Origin of the sequence: Flavobacterium sp. (assembly GCF_046317795.1) — a bacterium.
Classification (GTDB): domain Bacteria; phylum Bacteroidota; class Bacteroidia; order Flavobacteriales; family Flavobacteriaceae; genus Flavobacterium.
Window position 1 is genome coordinate 24,478 of sequence record NZ_JBKCVI010000123.1, and the last position, 18,362, is coordinate 42,839.

Annotated in this window: 20 protein-coding genes; 2 read left to right on the plus strand and 18 right to left on the minus strand. The window is 32.9% G+C overall.

Going from position 1 to position 18,362, the window contains the following annotated elements; all coding sequences use genetic code 11:
* Positions 1-348: 348 nt before the first annotated feature.
* From ACK5ON_RS07245 to ACK5ON_RS07295, 11 genes are all read right to left on the minus strand, one after another.
* The gene (locus tag ACK5ON_RS07245; protein ID WP_396172832.1) at positions 349-555 is read right to left on the minus strand and encodes a sugar nucleotide-binding protein; all 207 of its coding nucleotides are present in this window, start codon (positions 553-555) and stop codon (positions 349-351) included.
* The gene (locus ACK5ON_RS07250) at positions 485-1,606 is read right to left on the minus strand and encodes an ATP-binding protein (RefSeq protein WP_396172834.1); all 1,122 of its coding nucleotides are present in this window, start codon (positions 1,604-1,606) and stop codon (positions 485-487) included. The genes ACK5ON_RS07245 and ACK5ON_RS07250 overlap by 71 nt, the downstream gene beginning before the upstream one ends.
* A gap of 78 nt (positions 1,607-1,684) precedes the next feature.
* The gene (rfbD, locus tag ACK5ON_RS07255; RefSeq protein ID WP_396172835.1) at positions 1,685-2,566 is read right to left on the minus strand and encodes a dTDP-4-dehydrorhamnose reductase; all 882 of its coding nucleotides are present in this window, start codon (positions 2,564-2,566) and stop codon (positions 1,685-1,687) included.
* Positions 2,560-3,111 (minus strand): dTDP-4-dehydrorhamnose 3,5-epimerase, encoded by a 552-nt coding sequence (gene rfbC / locus ACK5ON_RS07260; protein WP_396172836.1) that lies wholly within the window; start codon positions 3,109-3,111, stop codon positions 2,560-2,562. Before rfbC ends, rfbD begins: the two co-directional genes overlap by 7 nt.
* Positions 3,112-3,170: 59 nt before the next feature.
* Positions 3,171-4,034 (minus strand): glucose-1-phosphate thymidylyltransferase RfbA, encoded by an 864-nt coding sequence (gene rfbA / locus ACK5ON_RS07265; RefSeq protein WP_409821245.1) that lies wholly within the window; start codon positions 4,032-4,034, stop codon positions 3,171-3,173.
* Between the two features lie 2 nt (positions 4,035-4,036).
* Positions 4,037-5,005 carry a hypothetical protein gene (locus tag ACK5ON_RS07270; protein ID WP_409821247.1) on the minus strand — a complete coding sequence of 323 codons (969 nt, stop codon included), beginning with the start codon at positions 5,003-5,005 and terminating at the stop codon, positions 4,037-4,039.
* An 8-nt stretch (positions 5,006-5,013) separates the two neighbouring features.
* Positions 5,014-6,705 carry a DUF6909 family protein gene (locus ACK5ON_RS07275; protein ID WP_409821250.1) on the minus strand — a complete coding sequence of 564 codons (1,692 nt, stop codon included), beginning with the start codon at positions 6,703-6,705 and terminating at the stop codon, positions 5,014-5,016.
* Positions 6,706-6,746: 41 nt separating this feature from the next.
* Entirely contained in the window at positions 6,747-7,604 is an 858-nt protein-coding gene (locus ACK5ON_RS07280; RefSeq protein ID WP_409821253.1) for a carboxypeptidase-like regulatory domain-containing protein, read from the minus strand.
* Positions 7,605-7,761: 157 nt separating this feature from the next.
* Positions 7,762-9,258 carry a GH3 auxin-responsive promoter family protein gene (locus tag ACK5ON_RS07285; RefSeq protein ID WP_409821255.1) on the minus strand — a complete coding sequence of 499 codons (1,497 nt, stop codon included), beginning with the start codon at positions 9,256-9,258 and terminating at the stop codon, positions 7,762-7,764.
* A 2-nt stretch (positions 9,259-9,260) separates the two neighbouring features.
* Positions 9,261-9,623 carry an SdpI family protein gene (locus ACK5ON_RS07290; protein WP_409821257.1) on the minus strand — a complete coding sequence of 121 codons (363 nt, stop codon included), beginning with the start codon at positions 9,621-9,623 and terminating at the stop codon, positions 9,261-9,263.
* A 207-nt stretch (positions 9,624-9,830) separates the two neighbouring features.
* A complete protein-coding gene (locus tag ACK5ON_RS07295; RefSeq protein WP_409821260.1) occupies positions 9,831-10,658 on the minus strand; it encodes a M23 family metallopeptidase in 828 nt (275 codons plus the stop codon).
* A gap of 182 nt (positions 10,659-10,840) precedes the next feature.
* On the opposite strand from ACK5ON_RS07295, the gene ACK5ON_RS07300 reads away from it, so the two are divergent.
* Positions 10,841-11,062 (plus strand): twin-arginine translocase TatA/TatE family subunit, encoded by a 222-nt coding sequence (locus ACK5ON_RS07300; RefSeq protein WP_396172849.1) that lies wholly within the window; start codon positions 10,841-10,843, stop codon positions 11,060-11,062.
* 101 nt (positions 11,063-11,163) lie between these two features.
* Entirely contained in the window at positions 11,164-12,543 is a 1,380-nt protein-coding gene (locus ACK5ON_RS07305; RefSeq protein WP_409821263.1) for an alpha/beta hydrolase family protein, read from the plus strand.
* A 15-nt stretch (positions 12,544-12,558) separates the two neighbouring features.
* Here the strand turns inward: ACK5ON_RS07305 and ACK5ON_RS07310 are convergent, their stop codons facing one another.
* Genes ACK5ON_RS07310 through rpiB form a run of 7 tightly spaced genes read right to left on the minus strand, consistent with a single transcriptional unit; the run spans position 12,559 to position 18,078 of the window.
* On the minus strand, positions 12,559-13,113 hold the full coding sequence (locus tag ACK5ON_RS07310; RefSeq protein ID WP_409821266.1) for a nucleotidyl transferase AbiEii/AbiGii toxin family protein: 555 nt from the start codon (positions 13,111-13,113) through the stop codon (positions 12,559-12,561).
* An 8-nt stretch (positions 13,114-13,121) separates the two neighbouring features.
* Positions 13,122-13,427: a DUF6922 domain-containing protein gene (locus ACK5ON_RS07315; RefSeq protein ID WP_409821268.1), complete on the minus strand. Its 306-nt coding sequence runs from the start codon at positions 13,425-13,427 to the stop codon at positions 13,122-13,124.
* 20 nt (positions 13,428-13,447) lie between these two features.
* Positions 13,448-15,571 (minus strand): Tex family protein, encoded by a 2,124-nt coding sequence (locus tag ACK5ON_RS07320; protein WP_409821270.1) that lies wholly within the window; start codon positions 15,569-15,571, stop codon positions 13,448-13,450.
* The gene (locus tag ACK5ON_RS07325) at positions 15,568-16,389 is read right to left on the minus strand and encodes an NAD(P)H-hydrate dehydratase (RefSeq protein WP_409821272.1); all 822 of its coding nucleotides are present in this window, start codon (positions 16,387-16,389) and stop codon (positions 15,568-15,570) included. Before ACK5ON_RS07325 ends, ACK5ON_RS07320 begins: the two co-directional genes overlap by 4 nt.
* An 18-nt stretch (positions 16,390-16,407) precedes the next feature.
* The gene (locus ACK5ON_RS07330) at positions 16,408-17,310 is read right to left on the minus strand and encodes a cation diffusion facilitator family transporter (RefSeq protein ID WP_396172857.1); all 903 of its coding nucleotides are present in this window, start codon (positions 17,308-17,310) and stop codon (positions 16,408-16,410) included.
* 3 nt (positions 17,311-17,313) lie between these two features.
* Positions 17,314-17,637 carry a hypothetical protein gene (locus ACK5ON_RS07335; RefSeq protein WP_396172859.1) on the minus strand — a complete coding sequence of 108 codons (324 nt, stop codon included), beginning with the start codon at positions 17,635-17,637 and terminating at the stop codon, positions 17,314-17,316.
* A 9-nt stretch (positions 17,638-17,646) separates the two neighbouring features.
* Positions 17,647-18,078 (minus strand): ribose 5-phosphate isomerase B, encoded by a 432-nt coding sequence (rpiB, locus tag ACK5ON_RS07340; RefSeq protein ID WP_409821275.1) that lies wholly within the window; start codon positions 18,076-18,078, stop codon positions 17,647-17,649.
* Positions 18,079-18,362 lie beyond the last annotated feature (284 nt).

The window sequence follows — 18,362 nt, forward strand, 5'->3', positions numbered from 1 at the left end:
ACAAGTTTATTTGATATAATTTTTAATTATTATTGAAAATTTAAAGTTGTATATTAAATTTACAAGCATAAACAGGGTTGCTATGAATAAATAAAAAATTCGAACAAAACGTTTGGACCTGAAATCCATAGGTTTTATTGGCAGTCTAAAAGTCTGTAAGTTGTAGAACTTATTTTTTGCTTCGAATTAAACAAATTAGCACGAATTTATTTGTAAAATTAGTGGTAACGTTTTTAGAGTCTGAAAGGGAAGTGCACTAAAAATGCGTCGTTTACTCTTTTTAAGATCAATAAATTTTCTGTTGTAACGGAAAATTATACTGTTTTTTTTCTGTTATAACGGAAAAATCTACGCTTTTAAACGTTCCTTCCAACTTTTAATCTGAATTCCTAAAGTACTCTTGATTTTGGTTTTATCCAAAACGCTGTACTTGGGTCTTTTGGCTGGCGTTGATATTGGTTGAATACTTATTCTACTACTTTTTTTATGTAACAAACTCAAAAAAATTATCTGAATTGATAACTTCGAAAGTAGGGTTTGGATATTGTCTTGCAAATGTTTGACTCAACCGTGCTTTTGCTTTTGAATTCCATTTTATTTCAAATGTTTTTAATTGCCCATTTTTTTCTATAATCAAATCTATTTCTTGCTGCTCGTGTGTGCGCCAAAAAAACATTTTTTCAAACTTTTCTTGGTATTCATTTTGTTTTATAAATTCATTTATAATAAAATTTTCAAATAAATTTCCTTTATCTCTTCTGGTTTCAAAAGGCGAAAAGTCGTTGATTATTGCATTTCGAATTCCTAAGTCATTAAAATATACTTTTTTGCCTTTTTTTATTTCTTTTCTTTGGTTGGAATGAAACGAATTCAATCTGTAAATTACAAATGATTGCTCTAATAAATGAATATATTCTTCTACGGTTTCGCTTTTTAATCCTATTAATTTTCCTAATTCGTTATAGTTTACTTCGCTGCCTATTTGCCAAGCCAATGCCTTTAGTAATTCTTGCATTTTTTCGGGTTTCCTTATACCGTTAAACAACAAGATATCTTTGTATAAATAACTATCCGAAAGTAGTCGGAGTATCTTTTCTTCGCCATTTTTAGTGGTAACTACTTCTGGATAATACCCATAAACCATTCGGTGTGGCAACATTCTAATTTCTTCTAGCAACCCTATTTCTTCTTTCATTTCCACAAAAGAAAGTGGAAAAAGTTTATGCTCAAATTTTCTTCCTGTGAGTGGCTCATTTAATTTATTTCGCAATTCAAATGCGCTCGATCCTGTTGCAATTACTTGAATTTCTGGTAAATAATCGGTTATTAATTTTAACTTACTGCCAATGTTTTCAATTTTTTGGGCTTCATCAATTACAACAAATTTATTGTTTTCAAAAAAAGTTTTCAATCGTGTTGCCGATGCGTTTTCAAAAATACTATGAACATCGGGGTTTTCTGCATCTAACCACAATATGCTGCCTTGGTCTTTAAAAATAGATTGTAACAAAGTGCTTTTTCCAACTTGTCGAGCACCCAATAAAATTATGGCTTTCTGCTGAAAAAACTCTCGCCTAATATTTTCTACTATCTGTCGAACTATCATCTTGTTTTTTACAAAAATAACAAATTTTCCATCGTAACGGAAAAATCTACTATTTTTTTTCTGTTATAACGGAAAAATCTACGCTTTTAAACGTTCCTTCCAACTTTTAATCTGAATTCCAAAAGTACTCTTGATTTTGGTTTTATCCAAAACGCTGTACTTGGGTCTTTTGGCTGGCGTTGGGAAACTTGATGTTGGAATTGGTTTTAAATCGATATTCTTATTGTTGATTTCAAATATCTTTTTGGCAAAATCATACCAGGAACATTGGCCTTCGTTGCTGAAGTTGTAAATACCGAACGCCTCACCCCGACCCTCTCCAAAGGAGAGGGAGGAGAAAATTATGATTTTAATTAGACATTCTGCTAAATCAACTGCATTCGTTGGTGTTCCGATTTGGTCGTTTACAACTGATAAAGTGTCTCGTTCCGAAGCCAATCGCAGCATGGTTTTCATAAAATTGTTTCCAAATTGGGAATATACCCAAGAGGTTCTGATAATAAAATGTTTTTCCCATGTTTTTTGAATTTCAATTTCTCCGTCTAATTTGGTTTGTCCGTAAACACCTGTTGGATTTGGGATGTCGTTTTCTGAGTATGGCACTTCGACTGCGCTCAGTGTGACAGCTTTTTTATTGCCATCAAAAACAAAATCGGTAGAAATATGAAGTAATACTGTGTTGTGTTCTTTGCAAACTTGGGCTACATTTTTAGCACCAATTACATTAATTAAATGCGCTTTATCGGGTTCGCTTTCGGCTTTATCAACGGCGGTGTATGCTGCTGCGTTGATACAATAATTGGGTTTATAATGGTTAAAAATTTGTTTAACATTGTTTAAATTGGTGATGTCTAAAGTGGACGAATTACAAAAAACAAATTCTATTTTTGGGTAATTTGGCGCAATAAATTGTAGCGATTGTCCAAGTTGTCCGTTGGCTCCAGTGACTAAAACTACCATGCTTTTTTGGCATTTTCTAAATTGGGTTGCACTTTATCTTTTTCGGAAATAATTAAGTTTTCCTGAGGAAATTGCCAATCGATATTGATGGTTTTATCATTATATATAATTCCTCCTTCACTTTCTTTATTATAAAAATTATCACATTTATAAAAGAAAGTTGCCGTATCACTCAATACTAAAAATCCATGTGCAAAACCTCTGGGGACAAAAAATTGCTTTTGATTTTCGCCCGATAATACTACGGCTTCATAGTGTCCGAATGTTGGAGAATTTGGTCTTATGTCAACGGCAACATCTAATACTTCGCCTTGTAAAACACGCACTAATTTTGCCTGAGCATGTTCTCCGGTTTGATAGTGCAAACCGCGGATAACTCCTTTTGAAGAATACGACTGATTATCTTGAACAAAATGAACGGGCTGGTTTACTCCCTTTTGAAAAGTAATTTCGTTGAAGCTTTCCATAAAATAGCCACGTTCATCAGAAATGATTTTGGGCTCAATAACGTAACAACCTTCTAGTTTTGTAGGGATAAAATTCATTTTCAATGTCAATATCAAGTTCAAAAATCAAAATCAATAATAATATCTTCATTTGTTCTTTATTCTTCTAGCAAACTTAATAAATGTTTACCATAACCACTTTTTAATAATGGTTCGGCTAATTTTTTTAATTGTTTGGCATCAATGTAACCCATTTTAAAAGCCGCTTCCTCAATAGAACCTATTTTTAATCCTTGGCGTTCTTCAATTACTTGAACAAATTGTGATGCTTGCATCAAAGAGTTAAAAGTTCCTGTGTCAAACCACGCTGTTCCTCTATCGAGTATGCTTACCTTGAGTTTTCCCCGCTTTAAATATTCTTTATTGACATCGGTTATTTCTATTTCTCCGCGGTGGCTTGGTTTAATATTGGCAGCTATTTCGACCACATCGTTATCATAGAAGTAAACTCCTGGAACAGCATAATTAGATTTAGGATGTTCGGGTTTTTCTTCAATCGAAAGTACTTTTCCTTCTTTATCAAAATCTACGACCCCATAACGTTCTGGATCATGAACGTGATACGCATAAATAATTCCGCCATCGGGATTGTTATTGGCTAACAATAAATCAGACAAACCTGTTCCGTAGAAAATATTATCGCCAAGAACTAAAGCTACTTTGTCTTTTCCAATAAATTCTTTTCCAATGATAAACGCTTCGGCTAAACCATTAGGATGTTCTTGCTCAGCATACTCAAAACGACAACCCAGTCTGGTTCCATCACCTAATAATTGTCTAAACAAAGGCAAATCATGTGGCGTAGAGATAATCAAAATCTCCTTAATTCCCGACCACATCAACGTAGATAATGGATAATATATCATTGGTTTGTCGTAAATAGGCATTAATTGCTTACTTACGGCTAAGGTTAACGGATGCAATCTTGTGCCTGAACCACCAGCTAAAATAATTCCCTTCATAATTAACTATTTAATTTAGCCATTTGTTTTCTATAATACGATTTGAAAAACCCAACCAAAACAAAAAGGAAAATAAATAAAACCGGCAAAACTAATTTCAATTTTCCGTTTACATTTTTAACGTTTCTGATGTTTAATGTCGAACTGTTTTCTTTAATAATAGTATCAAGATTAACCAATTCTAATCGGTGTGTTCCTTGTTCATAAACCAATAAATCTTTTGTTTTAATCACATCGCTTAATTGAGATTTTTCACTGTAATAAACCGTCTTATCTCCATTGCCTTTTCCTTTAAATGAATTTAAAAGGCCGTCAATTTGTGAAATGATAGAATCATTTTGTACTATTTTAATTTTAATGTTATTTACATATTCCTTTTGAATTACTTTATAATAATCAGAATTGTTTAAATAATTCAAAAGAGGTTTTAGCGTTTCTTCATTAGAAGTTAGTTTTGTTGTTGAATAAGAAATTAAATGATATGGATAATTTTTACTGGTCAAGCTTTCGTTTACAATTTTCTTAATATCGCCATCTTCGGCAAGTAGTTTTATCATTTCAAAGTTTTGCTCTTTATTGTCAATGAATTTATATACATCAGTAATAGGAGTAATTTTTATTGATTTGAATTTTTTAGGATGCTTAATTCCTATAACTTCTTTTAAAAACAAAGTATCTCCTTCTAAAATTTTAGCATTTATTAATTCAATTTTAGCATACAAATAATCGTTTGATCCAAAATTTGGACATACAATAATCTCATTATTATACACTTTTGTGTTTTTATCAAGATAAATACCAATTACTACTCCGAGTGCTAATAATATACCAACCCAGATTATATTTCTTTTAATAAATAAGAATGCTTTAAAAATTTTAGTGGAAATATTTTCAAAAAAACCACCTATTTTCTTTGAAATTTGTGACAAGTCTATTTCTTGATTGTCTGTGTTTTGTGGTGTTGTGCTCATTTAACTTATTATTTAACGTTAAAAATTTGTTCTAATATTTTTACAGTAATTAAATATGTAGGTTTCACGCCTGTTGTTCCTAAACCTCCTGATGCCAAGGTGCTTCCGGTTTCCAATGGATTGTCTGAAGCATAATAAGCATACCGAACTTTCACATTTGGCGGAATACTTTTTCTAATTTTGGATGCCGATTGAATGGCTTTTTGATAATAAGCGCCTTCCATTTCCAGTCCAATAACTTCCCAGGTTGACTCGTGGAAAAACTTTAATAAATCTTTATTTTGAAGTGACGTTCCTAAAACAGTAACCATGGGTCCAGAATACACAGGAATTGCGTTTCCTTCAAACATTTCTTTGGTCAATTCATTTTCAAATGGATAATTATCGGCGGTGCCTTCGTTGATGTGTGCTGATGGAATCATAATATCTCCTTTTCCGCCTTCCAAAATTCCTGCTTTTCCCATTATAGAAACCGATTCAACATTTAAAAAAGTTTTTTGCTTACCTTCTTTATACGGCTTCAATAATTCATCAATTGTCTCAAAAGCTTGTTCGCCAAAAGCGTAATCCATAACTATTAAAACCGGACTTTCTTTTCCAATTTTGGCCTTAGGAAAACTTGATTTTTCCCAATCTATTTTGGCTGTATCAAAAATTTGAACATCTATATTCGTTCCTGATTGATCTGGAAGCGAAATCATACCATGTTTTAGGGCAAATGCTGAAACTTTATTTCTAACATCATCAGCACCAGATTTGCTCAATTCTTCATAAATAAAGAAGTCGGTTTTGTCTTTGTATTTGGGCTGCAAAACAGTTGTGGCAAAAATAGAATTCATCACACTGTGCATATTGGCACTAATAATGTGAATTGGTCTTTCCAATAAATTATTGGCTTTTAATGTTTCTTTGATGTTATTAGCCCATATTTCTCCGTGAATATGATGTCCTAATCTTTCTCTCAAAATTGGACTAAACGTAATCGTTCTTTTATTGTTATTGATGATTTCTTCAATGGCTAATTTTCCCAACCAATAAATAATATGCAAAAACCGATCTGGTTTGTCTGTGGTTCCAAAAGAGGCATAAACGTCTAAAACTTCTGAAAAACTTCTGCCTAATACATTCGCAGCATGAGAAATAGCGCGCTCTTTTTCTATCTGAGTAAGTTTTTTGTTCTGTTTAACTATTTCCTCTAGTTTTTCCCAATCACGGGTTACTTCTACATCAATGTCATCAAGTAAAACTCTGTTTTTAATTTTATGGGATTCGATGAAAATAAAGGTTAAATGGGTCAAAATATCATAAATATCCGATCGGCCACGAGTGATTTCTACATTCATTTGCTCGTCGTCAATACGGTAACAATTTCGTCTTCTCTTAGGTGGAACAATCGGCTGAAAATGTGATTTTGAATAGCCCTCATCCGAGGTTAAATTGATAAACCGACATTCTTCAATGCCAACAGGAAGCCGCTCAATGACGTATAGCAAACCATTAAGTTCTACTTTTTCTTCGGCAATACTTCCATAAATTTCTGGTCTTAAAGAAAGTAATGATTCTCTCAATGTTTCCCCTGAAATACCCATTGGTTTATAAAACCCCCTGTTAAATAGGTGTCTCATGGTAATGTACAATCGTTCGATAGCTGCCGATGATTCTTGCGCACGTGAACGCGAAATGTTTTTAATTTCCTTCATTAAATTTTGTTTTCTAACCTGCAAATATAGGGTTTTTATGTTTAGTTGGTTAGTATTAGCGATATTGCAGGTTCGTATCTACCGGTTTTATTGTCGTTGATGCGTATCCATTTTCCACTAATAAAAGTAAATCCGATAGGATTTTGAACATAATTATATAACACAAATGGGTAATACAGTTTTTGAGTAACCGTTAAGTTAGTGTTTCGATCTATACTTGTTCTTTCTAGTTTATTGTTTTCAATCATTAGCTTTTCAAAACCTACAAAAATTCCTTTTTTGGGCATTATTAAATTAAAATCTGAAACATTAATTTTTGTACTTTTTCCCCCATTTTTAATAGTTACAATAAGGTCTTTTTTTAATAATTCAGAACCGGGAAACCCGTTTTCATCTACTGCAAAAAAATGAAGTTTTATGGTTGCTGTTTCTATCTTGCTATCAGTAGCTATTTTTACTTGTTTTATATATTTGGTTTTGTTGTACTTGGGATTATAGGGGAAAAACTTAATGTCGTTTTTTGGTCCATTATCAAATGCTTGAAAAATGGTGTTTTCTACTATTCCTATTTGGATTTCTTTGGTTTCTTTTTTGTTAAAAATCACCACTTCATCTAACTCGTTTGTGATGGATTGCAAAACTACTTTTGTCGCCTCGTCTACTTTCACTGTTTTCTTTTCAAAACCGATAATAGAAAAAAATAAATTTTTGTTTTTATCATTAGTGTCAATACTAAATCTTCCGTCTTCTTCTGAAGTAGTTCCAATATTCTCGTTTTCAACCCAAATGTTTACATACGGAATAGGTTTGTCGTTTTCGTCTACAACAATGCCTTTGACTTGAGCGGAAATCCAAATTGTTTTTAAGAATAGTATTAGTATTACAATGTTTATTTTCATTCCTTTTGTTTCTTTTTTAGCCCTGATTGAAGCAAGTATCCTTTTTGTCTTTTGACAAATTGTGTCACTCCCAAAACTTCGGGATGCGCTCGATGTGACAAAAAGATACTGCGAAAAGCAGGAAAATGGTTGGCATAAATGCCCGAGCTTTTCGCTTCTAATTAGTAAAAAAATCAGCTATTTTTCTATCGTTACTCAATCTTGGTAATTTATTTTGCCCGCCCAATTTTCCAATGGATTTCATATAGTCTTGAAAGCCGTTTTTTTGAACTTTAGTAATAATTAAAGTTCGCAACACTTTTCCAACAATCAAATCGTCGTAATAAACGTTTTGTTTACGCATCGCATTATCAATTTTCACGGCAAATTCGTCCATATTTTCGGGGGTATTTTCAAACTCGATGAACCATTCATGGTAAGGTAATCCATCATTTGGTGCGATCTGTGGTGCTACCGTAAATTCGTTCACGCGAATATTTGTTCCTTCCATAGCTTCTTGCAAAGCACATTCCACTTCTTTCCCAATAACGTGTTCGCCAAAAGCCGAAATATAATGTTTAATTCTTCCTGAAACGATAATTTCATATGGTTTTAAACTCGTAAACTGAACCGTATCGCCAATATTGTATGCCCATAAACCCGCGTTGGTAGAAATTATCAAAACATAATTGGTGTTTAAATCGACTTCTGCAATAGTATATCTTCTGGGTTTTTCAGTAAAAAAATCTTCCGTTTTTACAAATTCGTAAAAAATGCCCGAATTCAAAAGCAACAACATTCCTTTTTCTTTTTGCGTCCCGAAGTTTCGGGATTGATAGGCAAAAAATCCTTCTGATGCGGGAAACAACTCAATAGAATCTACTTTTCGACCTATTAGGTTTTCGAATTTGGCGCGATACGGTTCGTAATTTACGCCTCCATAAATAAACAAATTGAAGTTTTTGAATAACTGACCAACGGGTTTTCCTCCTTTTTGTTCTAGTTTTTCAAAATACATTTGCACCCAAGAAGGAATTCCCGAGATCACGGTCATGTTTTCGTTGAACGTTTCCTCGACTATAGCATCCACTTTAGTTTCCCAATCTTCAATGCAATTGGTTTCCCAGCTCGGCATTCGGTTTTTTTGTAAATATTTTGGAACAAAATGTGCCACAATTCCTGACAATCTTCCTAATTTGATTCCGTTCTTTTCTTCCAAAATTGGACTTCCTTGCAGGAAAATCATCTTTCCATCTACAAAATCGGCTTTGCCTGTTTCGTGAATATAATTCAAAATCGCATTTCGAGCTGCTTCAATATGAGTTGGCATCGATTCTTTGGTCAGCGGAATGTATTTTGCGCCCGATGTTGTTCCCGATGTTTTGGCGAAATACAATGGTTTCCCTTTCCAAAGAATGTTTTCTTCGCCTTTTACAACCTTGTCAATATAAGGTCTCAATTCCTCGTAATCTCTTATTGGAACTTGTTTTGCAAAGTCTTCAAACGATTTGATACTAGCAAAATCGTGGTCTTTCCCAAACTGCGTTTCTTTGGCTTGTCTTATCAAGTCTTGGAAAACCTTTTGTTGTGTTTCAAGAGGATTTGTTGCCCACGCTTGGGTTTTTTTATATATGCTTTTAGCAAATAATTTAGCGGCAATAGACTTTACAGACATCTTTACTTGTTTGGAAATTTCTTTTTTAAGGCAAATTCTGTTGAAACTATCAGATAAACTATAACTCCAAATATTGACACTAAACTTACCACAAATTCTAAATCTTCAGAAATAACTAATACAAACTTCAAGAACGAAATCAGAACCAAAAACAATCCTCCTTCAATCATTCTGAAGCACGAAAAAGATTGGGCAAAATCCCATCTTTCTTGACTTTTCATCGAATTTGGTGTTCTATAACCATAAAATGAATTAATCTTTTTTGGAGGAAATTGATGTGTTATCAGAGCAAGGATAAAAAAAAGAGCTCCAACAAAAAAAGTCATGCCAATTAAATTTTCAGCTATTGTATTTAATGTTTTCATACTCGTTTTAACCTATTTGTTGTAATTTTTTTCAAACACATAGAAACATAGTTTTTATAAAAATATAAAGCCGTTTCACTTTTGTACAGCAAATCATAGCAGAGTTAAATCAAGAACTGAGCGATAGCGAACAGACGAAACAATTGGTCTATAAAATCCTTTTTTTCTATGTTACTATGTGTTTAATTTTATAATTTTCTATAACGTTTATTCAAATTCTATAAAAACACTTGGATCAATCGGATAACCGTCTTTCCATAACTCAAAATGCAAATGAACGCCAGTTGACTCTTGTCCAGTTGAACCTGCAAGGGCTACTACTTCGCCCGATCTTACTTTATCTCCTTGAGAAACCGTAACTGATGCTGCGTGTTTATATGCCGAAATAAAACCATTATTATGTCTTATGATTACCACATTTCCTGTTGTTGGTGTCCAATCTGCAAAAATTACTGTTCCGTTCAAAATAGATTTTATTGGTGTGTTTTTTGCCACCGCAACATCAACTGCATAATGTTTGATTTTTGGATTGAATTTCTCCGTTACCATTCCTTTTATTGGTGGAAAAAGAACAACTCCTGTTTTTGGTTTTGCTTTTTCAAATAAATTGAATTTATCTTCTCTAGCAACTTCTTCTCGCAACTTTAGTTCGGCTTTAGAAATTTTTAAATCTTCCTCTGAAACTGGTTCTAAATCTGATGTTGTTATAGAGTCTTTGTTAAATTTAGCAAAATCTAAATCACCTGTCAATACCTTTTTTATGGAAGCAATATACGCTTCGTTTTTCTTCAAAGCATTTGCTAAGGAGTCTGATTTCAAGGCCAATTCTGTGGCGTCTTTTTTTAATTTTGTAGAGGCGTATCCAGGAATATATTCGCGAAGTGGTGTAAAAGCAATAATGTAGGTCGTTACAAAAATAATTAGAACAGCGCCAATAGTTGCTACCACAAAAACATTCATCAATGTTAATCGTAAAGAAAAAACTTCTTCAAAGGTTTCCTCATTTAAGATAACCAATCGGTTTTTTGTGAACAATTTTTTCTTTAGTATTTTGCGTTTTAGCCGTTTTTCAGACATAAGAATGGAATATGTGACAAAGATAGAAAATTATATCTGCTTTGTATTTTATTAACTTTAACGTTCTTTAACGTTAAATCGATGCCTACTATTAATTTATTTTCTACATTTGCCTAATATTTATTTAAATAAAAAATATTATGAACTTTTTAACTATATTTCTTGGCGCCATTGAATTCCCACAAATGATGTTGATTTTGGCTGTTATTTTGTTGCTTTTTGGAGGTAAAAAAATTCCAGAACTAATGAAAGGTTTGGGTAGCGGAGTAAAAGAATTTAAAAAAGCGGCTAAAGACGACACAACAGAAACTAAAAAAGAAGAAGACTCGAGCTCAAATGGGCGAACAGGCGAAGCAAAATAAAGAATAATTTCTTTAAAATCACAAAAAGATAAATCCCAAATTCCAATGATATTGATTGGATTTTGGGATTTTTTATATTTACCATTAAATACTTTCCCTTTATGAAATCTACACTACTTTCAATTGCTTTTTTCTTTTGTTTTTCCTCACTTTTTAGCCAAGAAATAAGCGGCTCTTGGACAGGTGAACTCGATATTCAAGGAAACAAATTACCGCTAGTGTTTAACATTAAACCAATCGGAAACGCCCTCAAAACAACTATGGATAGCCCAAAGCAAGGAGCAAAAGATATTCCGGTTACCTCAACAACATTTGAAAAAAATGAACTTGAAATAAAAGCAAATGAAATGGGTATTACCTATAAAGGAACGCTTAAAAACGACAAAATTGAGGGCACTTTTACACAAGGTCAAATGAGTTTACCGTTGATTTTATCTAAAATCAAAACGGGCGAGTCTGTTTTAAAACGACCTCAAACACCAAAACCGCCTTTTGACTACATCATAGAAGAAGTGACTTTTACTAATCCTACAGATAATACCATTTTGGCAGGAACCTTAACCTTGCCTAAAAACAAAAAACAGTTTCCGATTGTAATTTTAATTTCGGGCTCTGGACAACAAAACAGGGATTCTGAACTTTTTGGACACAAAGAATTTTGGGTAATTGCCGACGATTTTGCCAAAAAAGGAATTGGCGTTTTACGCGTTGACGATAGAGGAATTGGAGGTTCAAACGGTGCAAGTGCCGCTATGACAACCCAAACTTTTGCAACAGACACCAATGCTGCTGTTGCATTTTTAGATCAAAAAGGATTTACAAACATTGGTTTAATTGGACACAGCGAAGGCGGAATTATAGCGCCAATGGTGGCTTCTCAAAATAAAAAAGTGAAATTTGTTATTTCAATGGCTGGGCCAGGAATTCCAACAGATGAATTATTAGTATTACAGTCTAATGCGTTAGCAAAATCTGCTGGAGCTTCAGAAGAAGAATTAAAATCAACAGAAGTAACTAACCGTGAAATTTATGCACTTATCAAGAATTATAACGGGACTGATTTGAAAGGTGAAGTCAAAAAAATTCTTATTGCCAATATGCAGAAACTACCTAAAGAGCAACAACCTTCTGCAGATGAAATTGCCAATACTGCAGAACAAGAAAGCAGCAAAATAAGCATTCCATGGTTTACTTATTTCATGAAAATCAATCCGGATGTATATTGGAGTAAACTAAAAATTCCTGTTTTAGCGCTAAATGGCTCTAAAGATTTACAAGTAATTTCAAAAGAAAATTTAGCCGGAATCAAAGCTTCATTGGAAAAAGCAAATAATAAAAAAATTGAAATAGTAGAATTTCCAAATCTGAATCATCTTTTTCAAGAAGCAAAAACGGGTTCGGTGGAAGAATATGGGCAATTAGAACAAACCATTGCTCCACAAGTTTTAGACAAAATGAGCTCGTGGATTTTGAAGTTATAATGAAAACTGAATTTTTTACAATTTTATTACTTCTTCGATGATTTTTTGTTTACAAATTTCCCAATTGAAATCTTTGAACATTTTTGGTTCTGGTTGAAGATTGGCTTCTTCAAAATAGGATAGACTTTTATAAACCATAAATTCTGAACCATCAAGATATTTCGAACAATAAAAATCCATCATTTCTCTCAATGAAAATTCATTGAGCAAAAAGTACAAGTCTATAAAATCTTTTTTGCTTCCTCTTCCCGCAATAGCATTCAATTTCATAGCAGCAATATCTTTTTTTGAAAGCATCCGAATACCATCTATTTCAAAAGGTTTTTCGAGTAATGGATACGTATAATTTACAAAATCAACCTTAATTTCATTGATTTGTGTAATCAAAATATTTTTAGAACTTTTAAAGATTTCTGTTTTTCCTATTTTTTTTAAAATAGCAATAAACAATTCAAAATCTATAGGTTGATTTCCAAACAAATCAATATCAATTGAGTTTCTGTGACCTATTTGTAATGCTAATGACGTACCTCCAACTAAATTAAAATCTGAAAAAGTTTTTTCAGACATAATTTTTTTTAAGAGTTCCATAAGTTCGGGAACAACTGTCTGTGTTTGTAACATCGAAATTCTGTCTTATCAATATTAAAAATAGTTGCAACGAAAGAAAGCGTAACAGCATCTAAACTTCTTGCATTCAACGATGCTTCTTTTATGGCCTCCATACCATATAACTTTTTTATCAAGTTCCAATCCTTTATGTTTCCATACTCCAACACTCTTTGAATAAAAAAGGTTTTGTATTTATCTAAGTCAAATCCATTCAAATCCACATCCCAAAAAAGATGCTGAGAAAAATCGTTTATGGTTATTTCTTTATACATAATAACAAAGGTAACAAATATTACAAAACCATCGTCAACTGAATTCGTTTCCTTTCCTCATCAACTTCTAACACTTTTACTTGAACGTGTTGGTGCAACTTCACCACTTCGTTTACATCGGAAACAAAACCTGCTTTGAGTTGGGAAATGTGAACCAAACCGCTTTCTTTTATTCCTATATCGACAAAACAACCAAAGGCAGTGATGTTGTTGACAATTCCGGGTAAAATCATTCCCGTTCTCACATTTTTTATTGCAGTAACATTCGGATCAAATTCGAAAACTTTGGCAGCCTTTCTTGGATCTAATCCTGGTTTTTCTAATTCTTTAACAATGTCTTTTAACGACAGAATTCCAATTTCTTTGGTGACGAAATCTTCTAGTTTTATTTTGGAAATTTTTTCTTTATTGGCAATTAAATCGTTGGTTTTTAAACCCAAAGCTGCCGCCATTTTTTCGACAATTCCATAAGCTTCTGGATGCACTGCCGAATTGTCTAAAGGATTTTTTCCGTCTTTAATTCGGATAAAAGCGGCGGATTGTTGAAAAGCTTTTTCGCCCAAGCGAGGTACTTTTTTGAGTTGTTTTCGGTCTTCAAAAGGTCCGTTTTCTTGACGATAAGTTACAATATTTTCAGCCATTTTTTCACCAATTCCAGATACGTAACTCAACAATGATTTACTAGCTGTGTTTATATTAACTCCAACCGAATTCACGCAACGAATTACTGTATTATCTAGTTCTTCTTTCAATTTGGTTTGATCCACATCGTGTTGGTATTGTCCAACTCCTATAGATTTTGCATCAATTTTTACCAATTCGGCCAAAGGATCTGAAAGTCTTCGTCCAATAGAAACCGAACCTCGAACGGTTACATCGAAATTTGGAAATTCGTCACGCGCAATTTTACTCGCCGAATATACCGATGCGCCCGCTTCCGAAACTACAAAAACCTGTATTGGCTTATCAAATGCTATTTTCTTTATAAAAAATTCGGTTTCACGACTTGCCGTTCCGTTTCCGATAGAAATGGCCTCAATGTTATAGGCGTTCACCATTGAACGGATTTTCTTCATCGCCATAACATCTTCTTTTTGTGGCGCATGCGGGTAAATCGTTTCGTTATATAGCAAATCGCCTTTTTCGTCCAAACAAACTACTTTGCAACCACTTTTAAAACCTGGGTCTATTGCAAGAATTCTTTTTTCTCCTAATGGCGGCGCCAGTAATAACTGACTCAAATTTCCTGCAAAAACATCGATGGCTTTACTATCCGCTTTGGCTTTAGCTTCTTGCAAGGTTTCGTTGGAAATGGCTGGTTCTAACAAGCGTTTGTAACTGTCTTTTATCGCTAGTTCTAAATGTTCTGTTGTATTGTTATTGGATTTTATAATTTCCTTTTCTATAAAATCAATAGCTTCCTCCTGCTCTATTTCAACATTGAGTTTCACAAATCCTTCTGCTTCTGCACGAAGCATCGCTAACAATCGGTGGGAAGGCACTTTTGAAATGGGTTCAGCCCAATCGAAATATTGTTTGAATTTCTGAGCATCTACTTCAGTTTCTTTTTTCTTAACCACTTTGGTTTCGATAATCGCATTTCTTTGAAACAGTCGTCGCAGATTTTTTCGGATATAAACATTCTCATTTATCCATTCGGCGATAATGTCACGTGCACCTTGCAGAGCTTCGTCTTCGTTTTTGACTTTAGCATTGATGTATTGCGTTGAAATAAAATCGATGTCCTCTTTTCCTTGGGCAAAAATAATTTTTGCCAAAGGTTCCAATCCGTTTTCACGTGCAATATCTGCTTTGGTTTTTTTCTTCTTTTTATAAGGTAAATACAAATCTTCTATCTCTTGCAAATCGAAACTATTAGAAATTTTAGCTTTCAATTCTGGTGATAGTTGTCCCTGTTCTTCTATTGTATTTAAAATACTTTCTTTCCGTTTTACAATGTCATCATATTGTTTGGAAAGCTTGGCAATTTGTTCAATAACCACCTCATCTAAATTTCCGGTTTGGTCTTTTCTATAACGGGATATAAAGGGAATGGTGCAATCTTCAGAAAGTAATTTTAATGTAGCTTCTATATTTTTTGGAGAAGCCGTTATTTGATTTTGAATGAATTGTATGCTGGTCATTTTTGAATTTTTTTGAATGCTTTTCCAAGGTTTTCAATTACATCGGTTATCAACATGCTTTCTTCGCTTTGTGTTTCTAATGTAATATCGGCTGCTAATCCATGGATGTAGACCGCCAGAACTGCCGCATTAATGGGTTCGTATCCTTGGGCTAAAAAAGCGGTGATGATTCCGGTTAATGCATCTCCCGAACCGCCTTTGGCTAAGCCAGAATTTCCTGTGGTGTTTTCAAATGATTGTTTTCCATCAGTAATGAACGTTTTGTTTCCTTTGAGTACAATAATAGCGTTTAATTCTGTTGCTTTAGTTTCGGCTTTTGTCCTTCTTTCGGTTTCAGAATCGTGATTTCCAAAAAGCCGATCAAATTCTTTTACATGTGGTGTTACAATCGAATTTATTGGAACTTGTTTTAATAAATTTTGATTTTTGGCTAAAATAGTCAAAGCATCAGCATCAAAAACAATTGGAGATTTCACTTGTTCTTTCAATAATTCTAGTTTTCTTTCGGCTTGCTTATCTGTTCCCATTCCAGGACCAATTGCAAAAGCATTGTATTTTTCCCAATCGTTTTTCTCTTCCCTAAATTCTATCATCGCTTCGGGAATTGAAGTGAAAATGGTTGCTCTTTCTTTTTTGGGAACACTAACTGTAACTAATCCAACTCCAGCTCTTAAACATGCTTTGGTAGCAATAATCGCCGCTCCCATTTTAGATTTGCTTCCGGCAATTATAAAAGCATGTCCATGATTGCCTTTATGAGAGTTAGGCAATCGTTTTATGACTATTTTTTTAATATAATTTTGGTCTATAAGAATCATGATATAAAGTTAGGGTATTTAATCCTGAACGATAAAATCTTTTGGGTCTTCTTTATTAAATTCGGGTTGAATATTAATATGATTAATATGAAATTGTTCAAATAAAACATGTTCTACTTCATGAAGTAAAACATTGAATTCACTCATCTTAATATCTTCCGAACAATCAAGGTGAGCTTCCAGATGCAATTCTTCATCATTCAAATGCCAAACGTGAATATGATGTAATTTATTTACTCCAGGTATTTTATGTACTTCGCGAACTATTTCTTTAATATCAATATAATCAGGTGTGAAAAGCATAAGCATTTTTGTGGAAGTAATTAATAATTTAACACCTACAACTATTAAATAAATAGCAATAGCAATTGTCATGACGCTATCAACCCAAAACCAGCCGTAAAATTTCATCAATAAACCGCCAACCAACACAGCCACAGACGCCATCATATCGGTCAGTAAATGCAAATAGGCCGATTTCATATTAATGTTGTGCGCAGCGTCTTTTTGTAATAACAAAACTGAAAAACCATTGACAAGAATTCCTAATAAAGCCAACCAAATTACCAATACTGACTGAATTGGATGTGGATTAAAAAAACGATTTATTGCGCCATAAACTAAAATTAATGCAACAATAACAAGTGTGGAAGCGTTTACAAATGCTGCTATTAATTCGGCTCTTTTGTAACCAAAAGTTTGATCAATAGATGCTTTTCTTCTTGATAATTTATTAGCAACCAAACTGAAAACTAATGAAAGAACATCCGAAAAATTATGAAGTGCATCAGAGATTAAAGCCAAACTTCCCGAAATTATTCCTCCTATTATTTGAGCAATGGTTATAAGCAGATTTAGTAAAATAGAATAAACTAAGTTTTTGCTTTTTACTTCATGTTTATGAATATGAACTTCGCTCATTTTTTAATTGTTTAAAATACCATAAATTTTAAAGCCAATCTGTAAAAACAAATAGCCAATAGGTACGTTTAGCAACATCAAAAATAAAGTTACTAAAATAGATTTTCTTTCTTTTTTGTTTTTGAAAAATAATGAAATAAGAAATAATGAAAGAATTATATTCAAAATAAAAAAAGCAATCATAAAAAAGATACTTATATAAATCATTCCGCTATATGCTGTGAAATAATATAGCGCTAAAATAAATCCTCCAAGCAAAAAAGTAAGTAATGCTACTTTTCTACTCAAACTGTTATAATCACTTACTGAACTTAGGTTTTGAAGCATCTTTCTTTTTTATTTACAGGCTATTTTATCCACTCGAGTGGCGTGTCTTCCGCCTTCAAAATTGGTATTTAAGAAAGTATCTACCATTTCTACCGCTTGTTGTATGGAGGTAAATCGAGCAGGAATACTAATTATATTGGCATCATTATGTTGACGAGCTAACGCCGCAATTTCTTTCGTCCAACATAATGCAGAACGAATTCCTTGATGTTTATTTACAGTCATGTTAATTCCGTTTCCTGAACCACAAATTACGATGCCAAAATTTGCTTTTCCGGTTTCAACATCTAAAGCAACTGGGTGACCAAAATCGGGATAATCAACACTATCAAAAGTATCGGTTCCGTGGTTTAAAACTTGGTGTCCTTTTTCTTTTAAAAAAGCTACAATAGCTTTCTTATAATTTGGTCCGGCATGATCGTTTCCGATAGATATTTTCATAGTGTCTTATATGTGGTTAGGTGTACAAATTTAAGCAAACTATTAGTTAGAATTTTGCTTTATTGCAACTACTTGATATTTAAAAACTAAGATTTTTTACTAACGTATTAATTTATATAACTAATTGAAAATCAATACTTTTTATTTAATAAAATTGTTAAAAATACAGATTGTTAATAGCTATTTGCAATTCGTTGATAATCAGTTAACCTTAAATTAACATTTGTTGTTAACAACTTAGGATAGAATTTTAGAAGTTTTTCTTGGTTGTGTGTAAATAAATT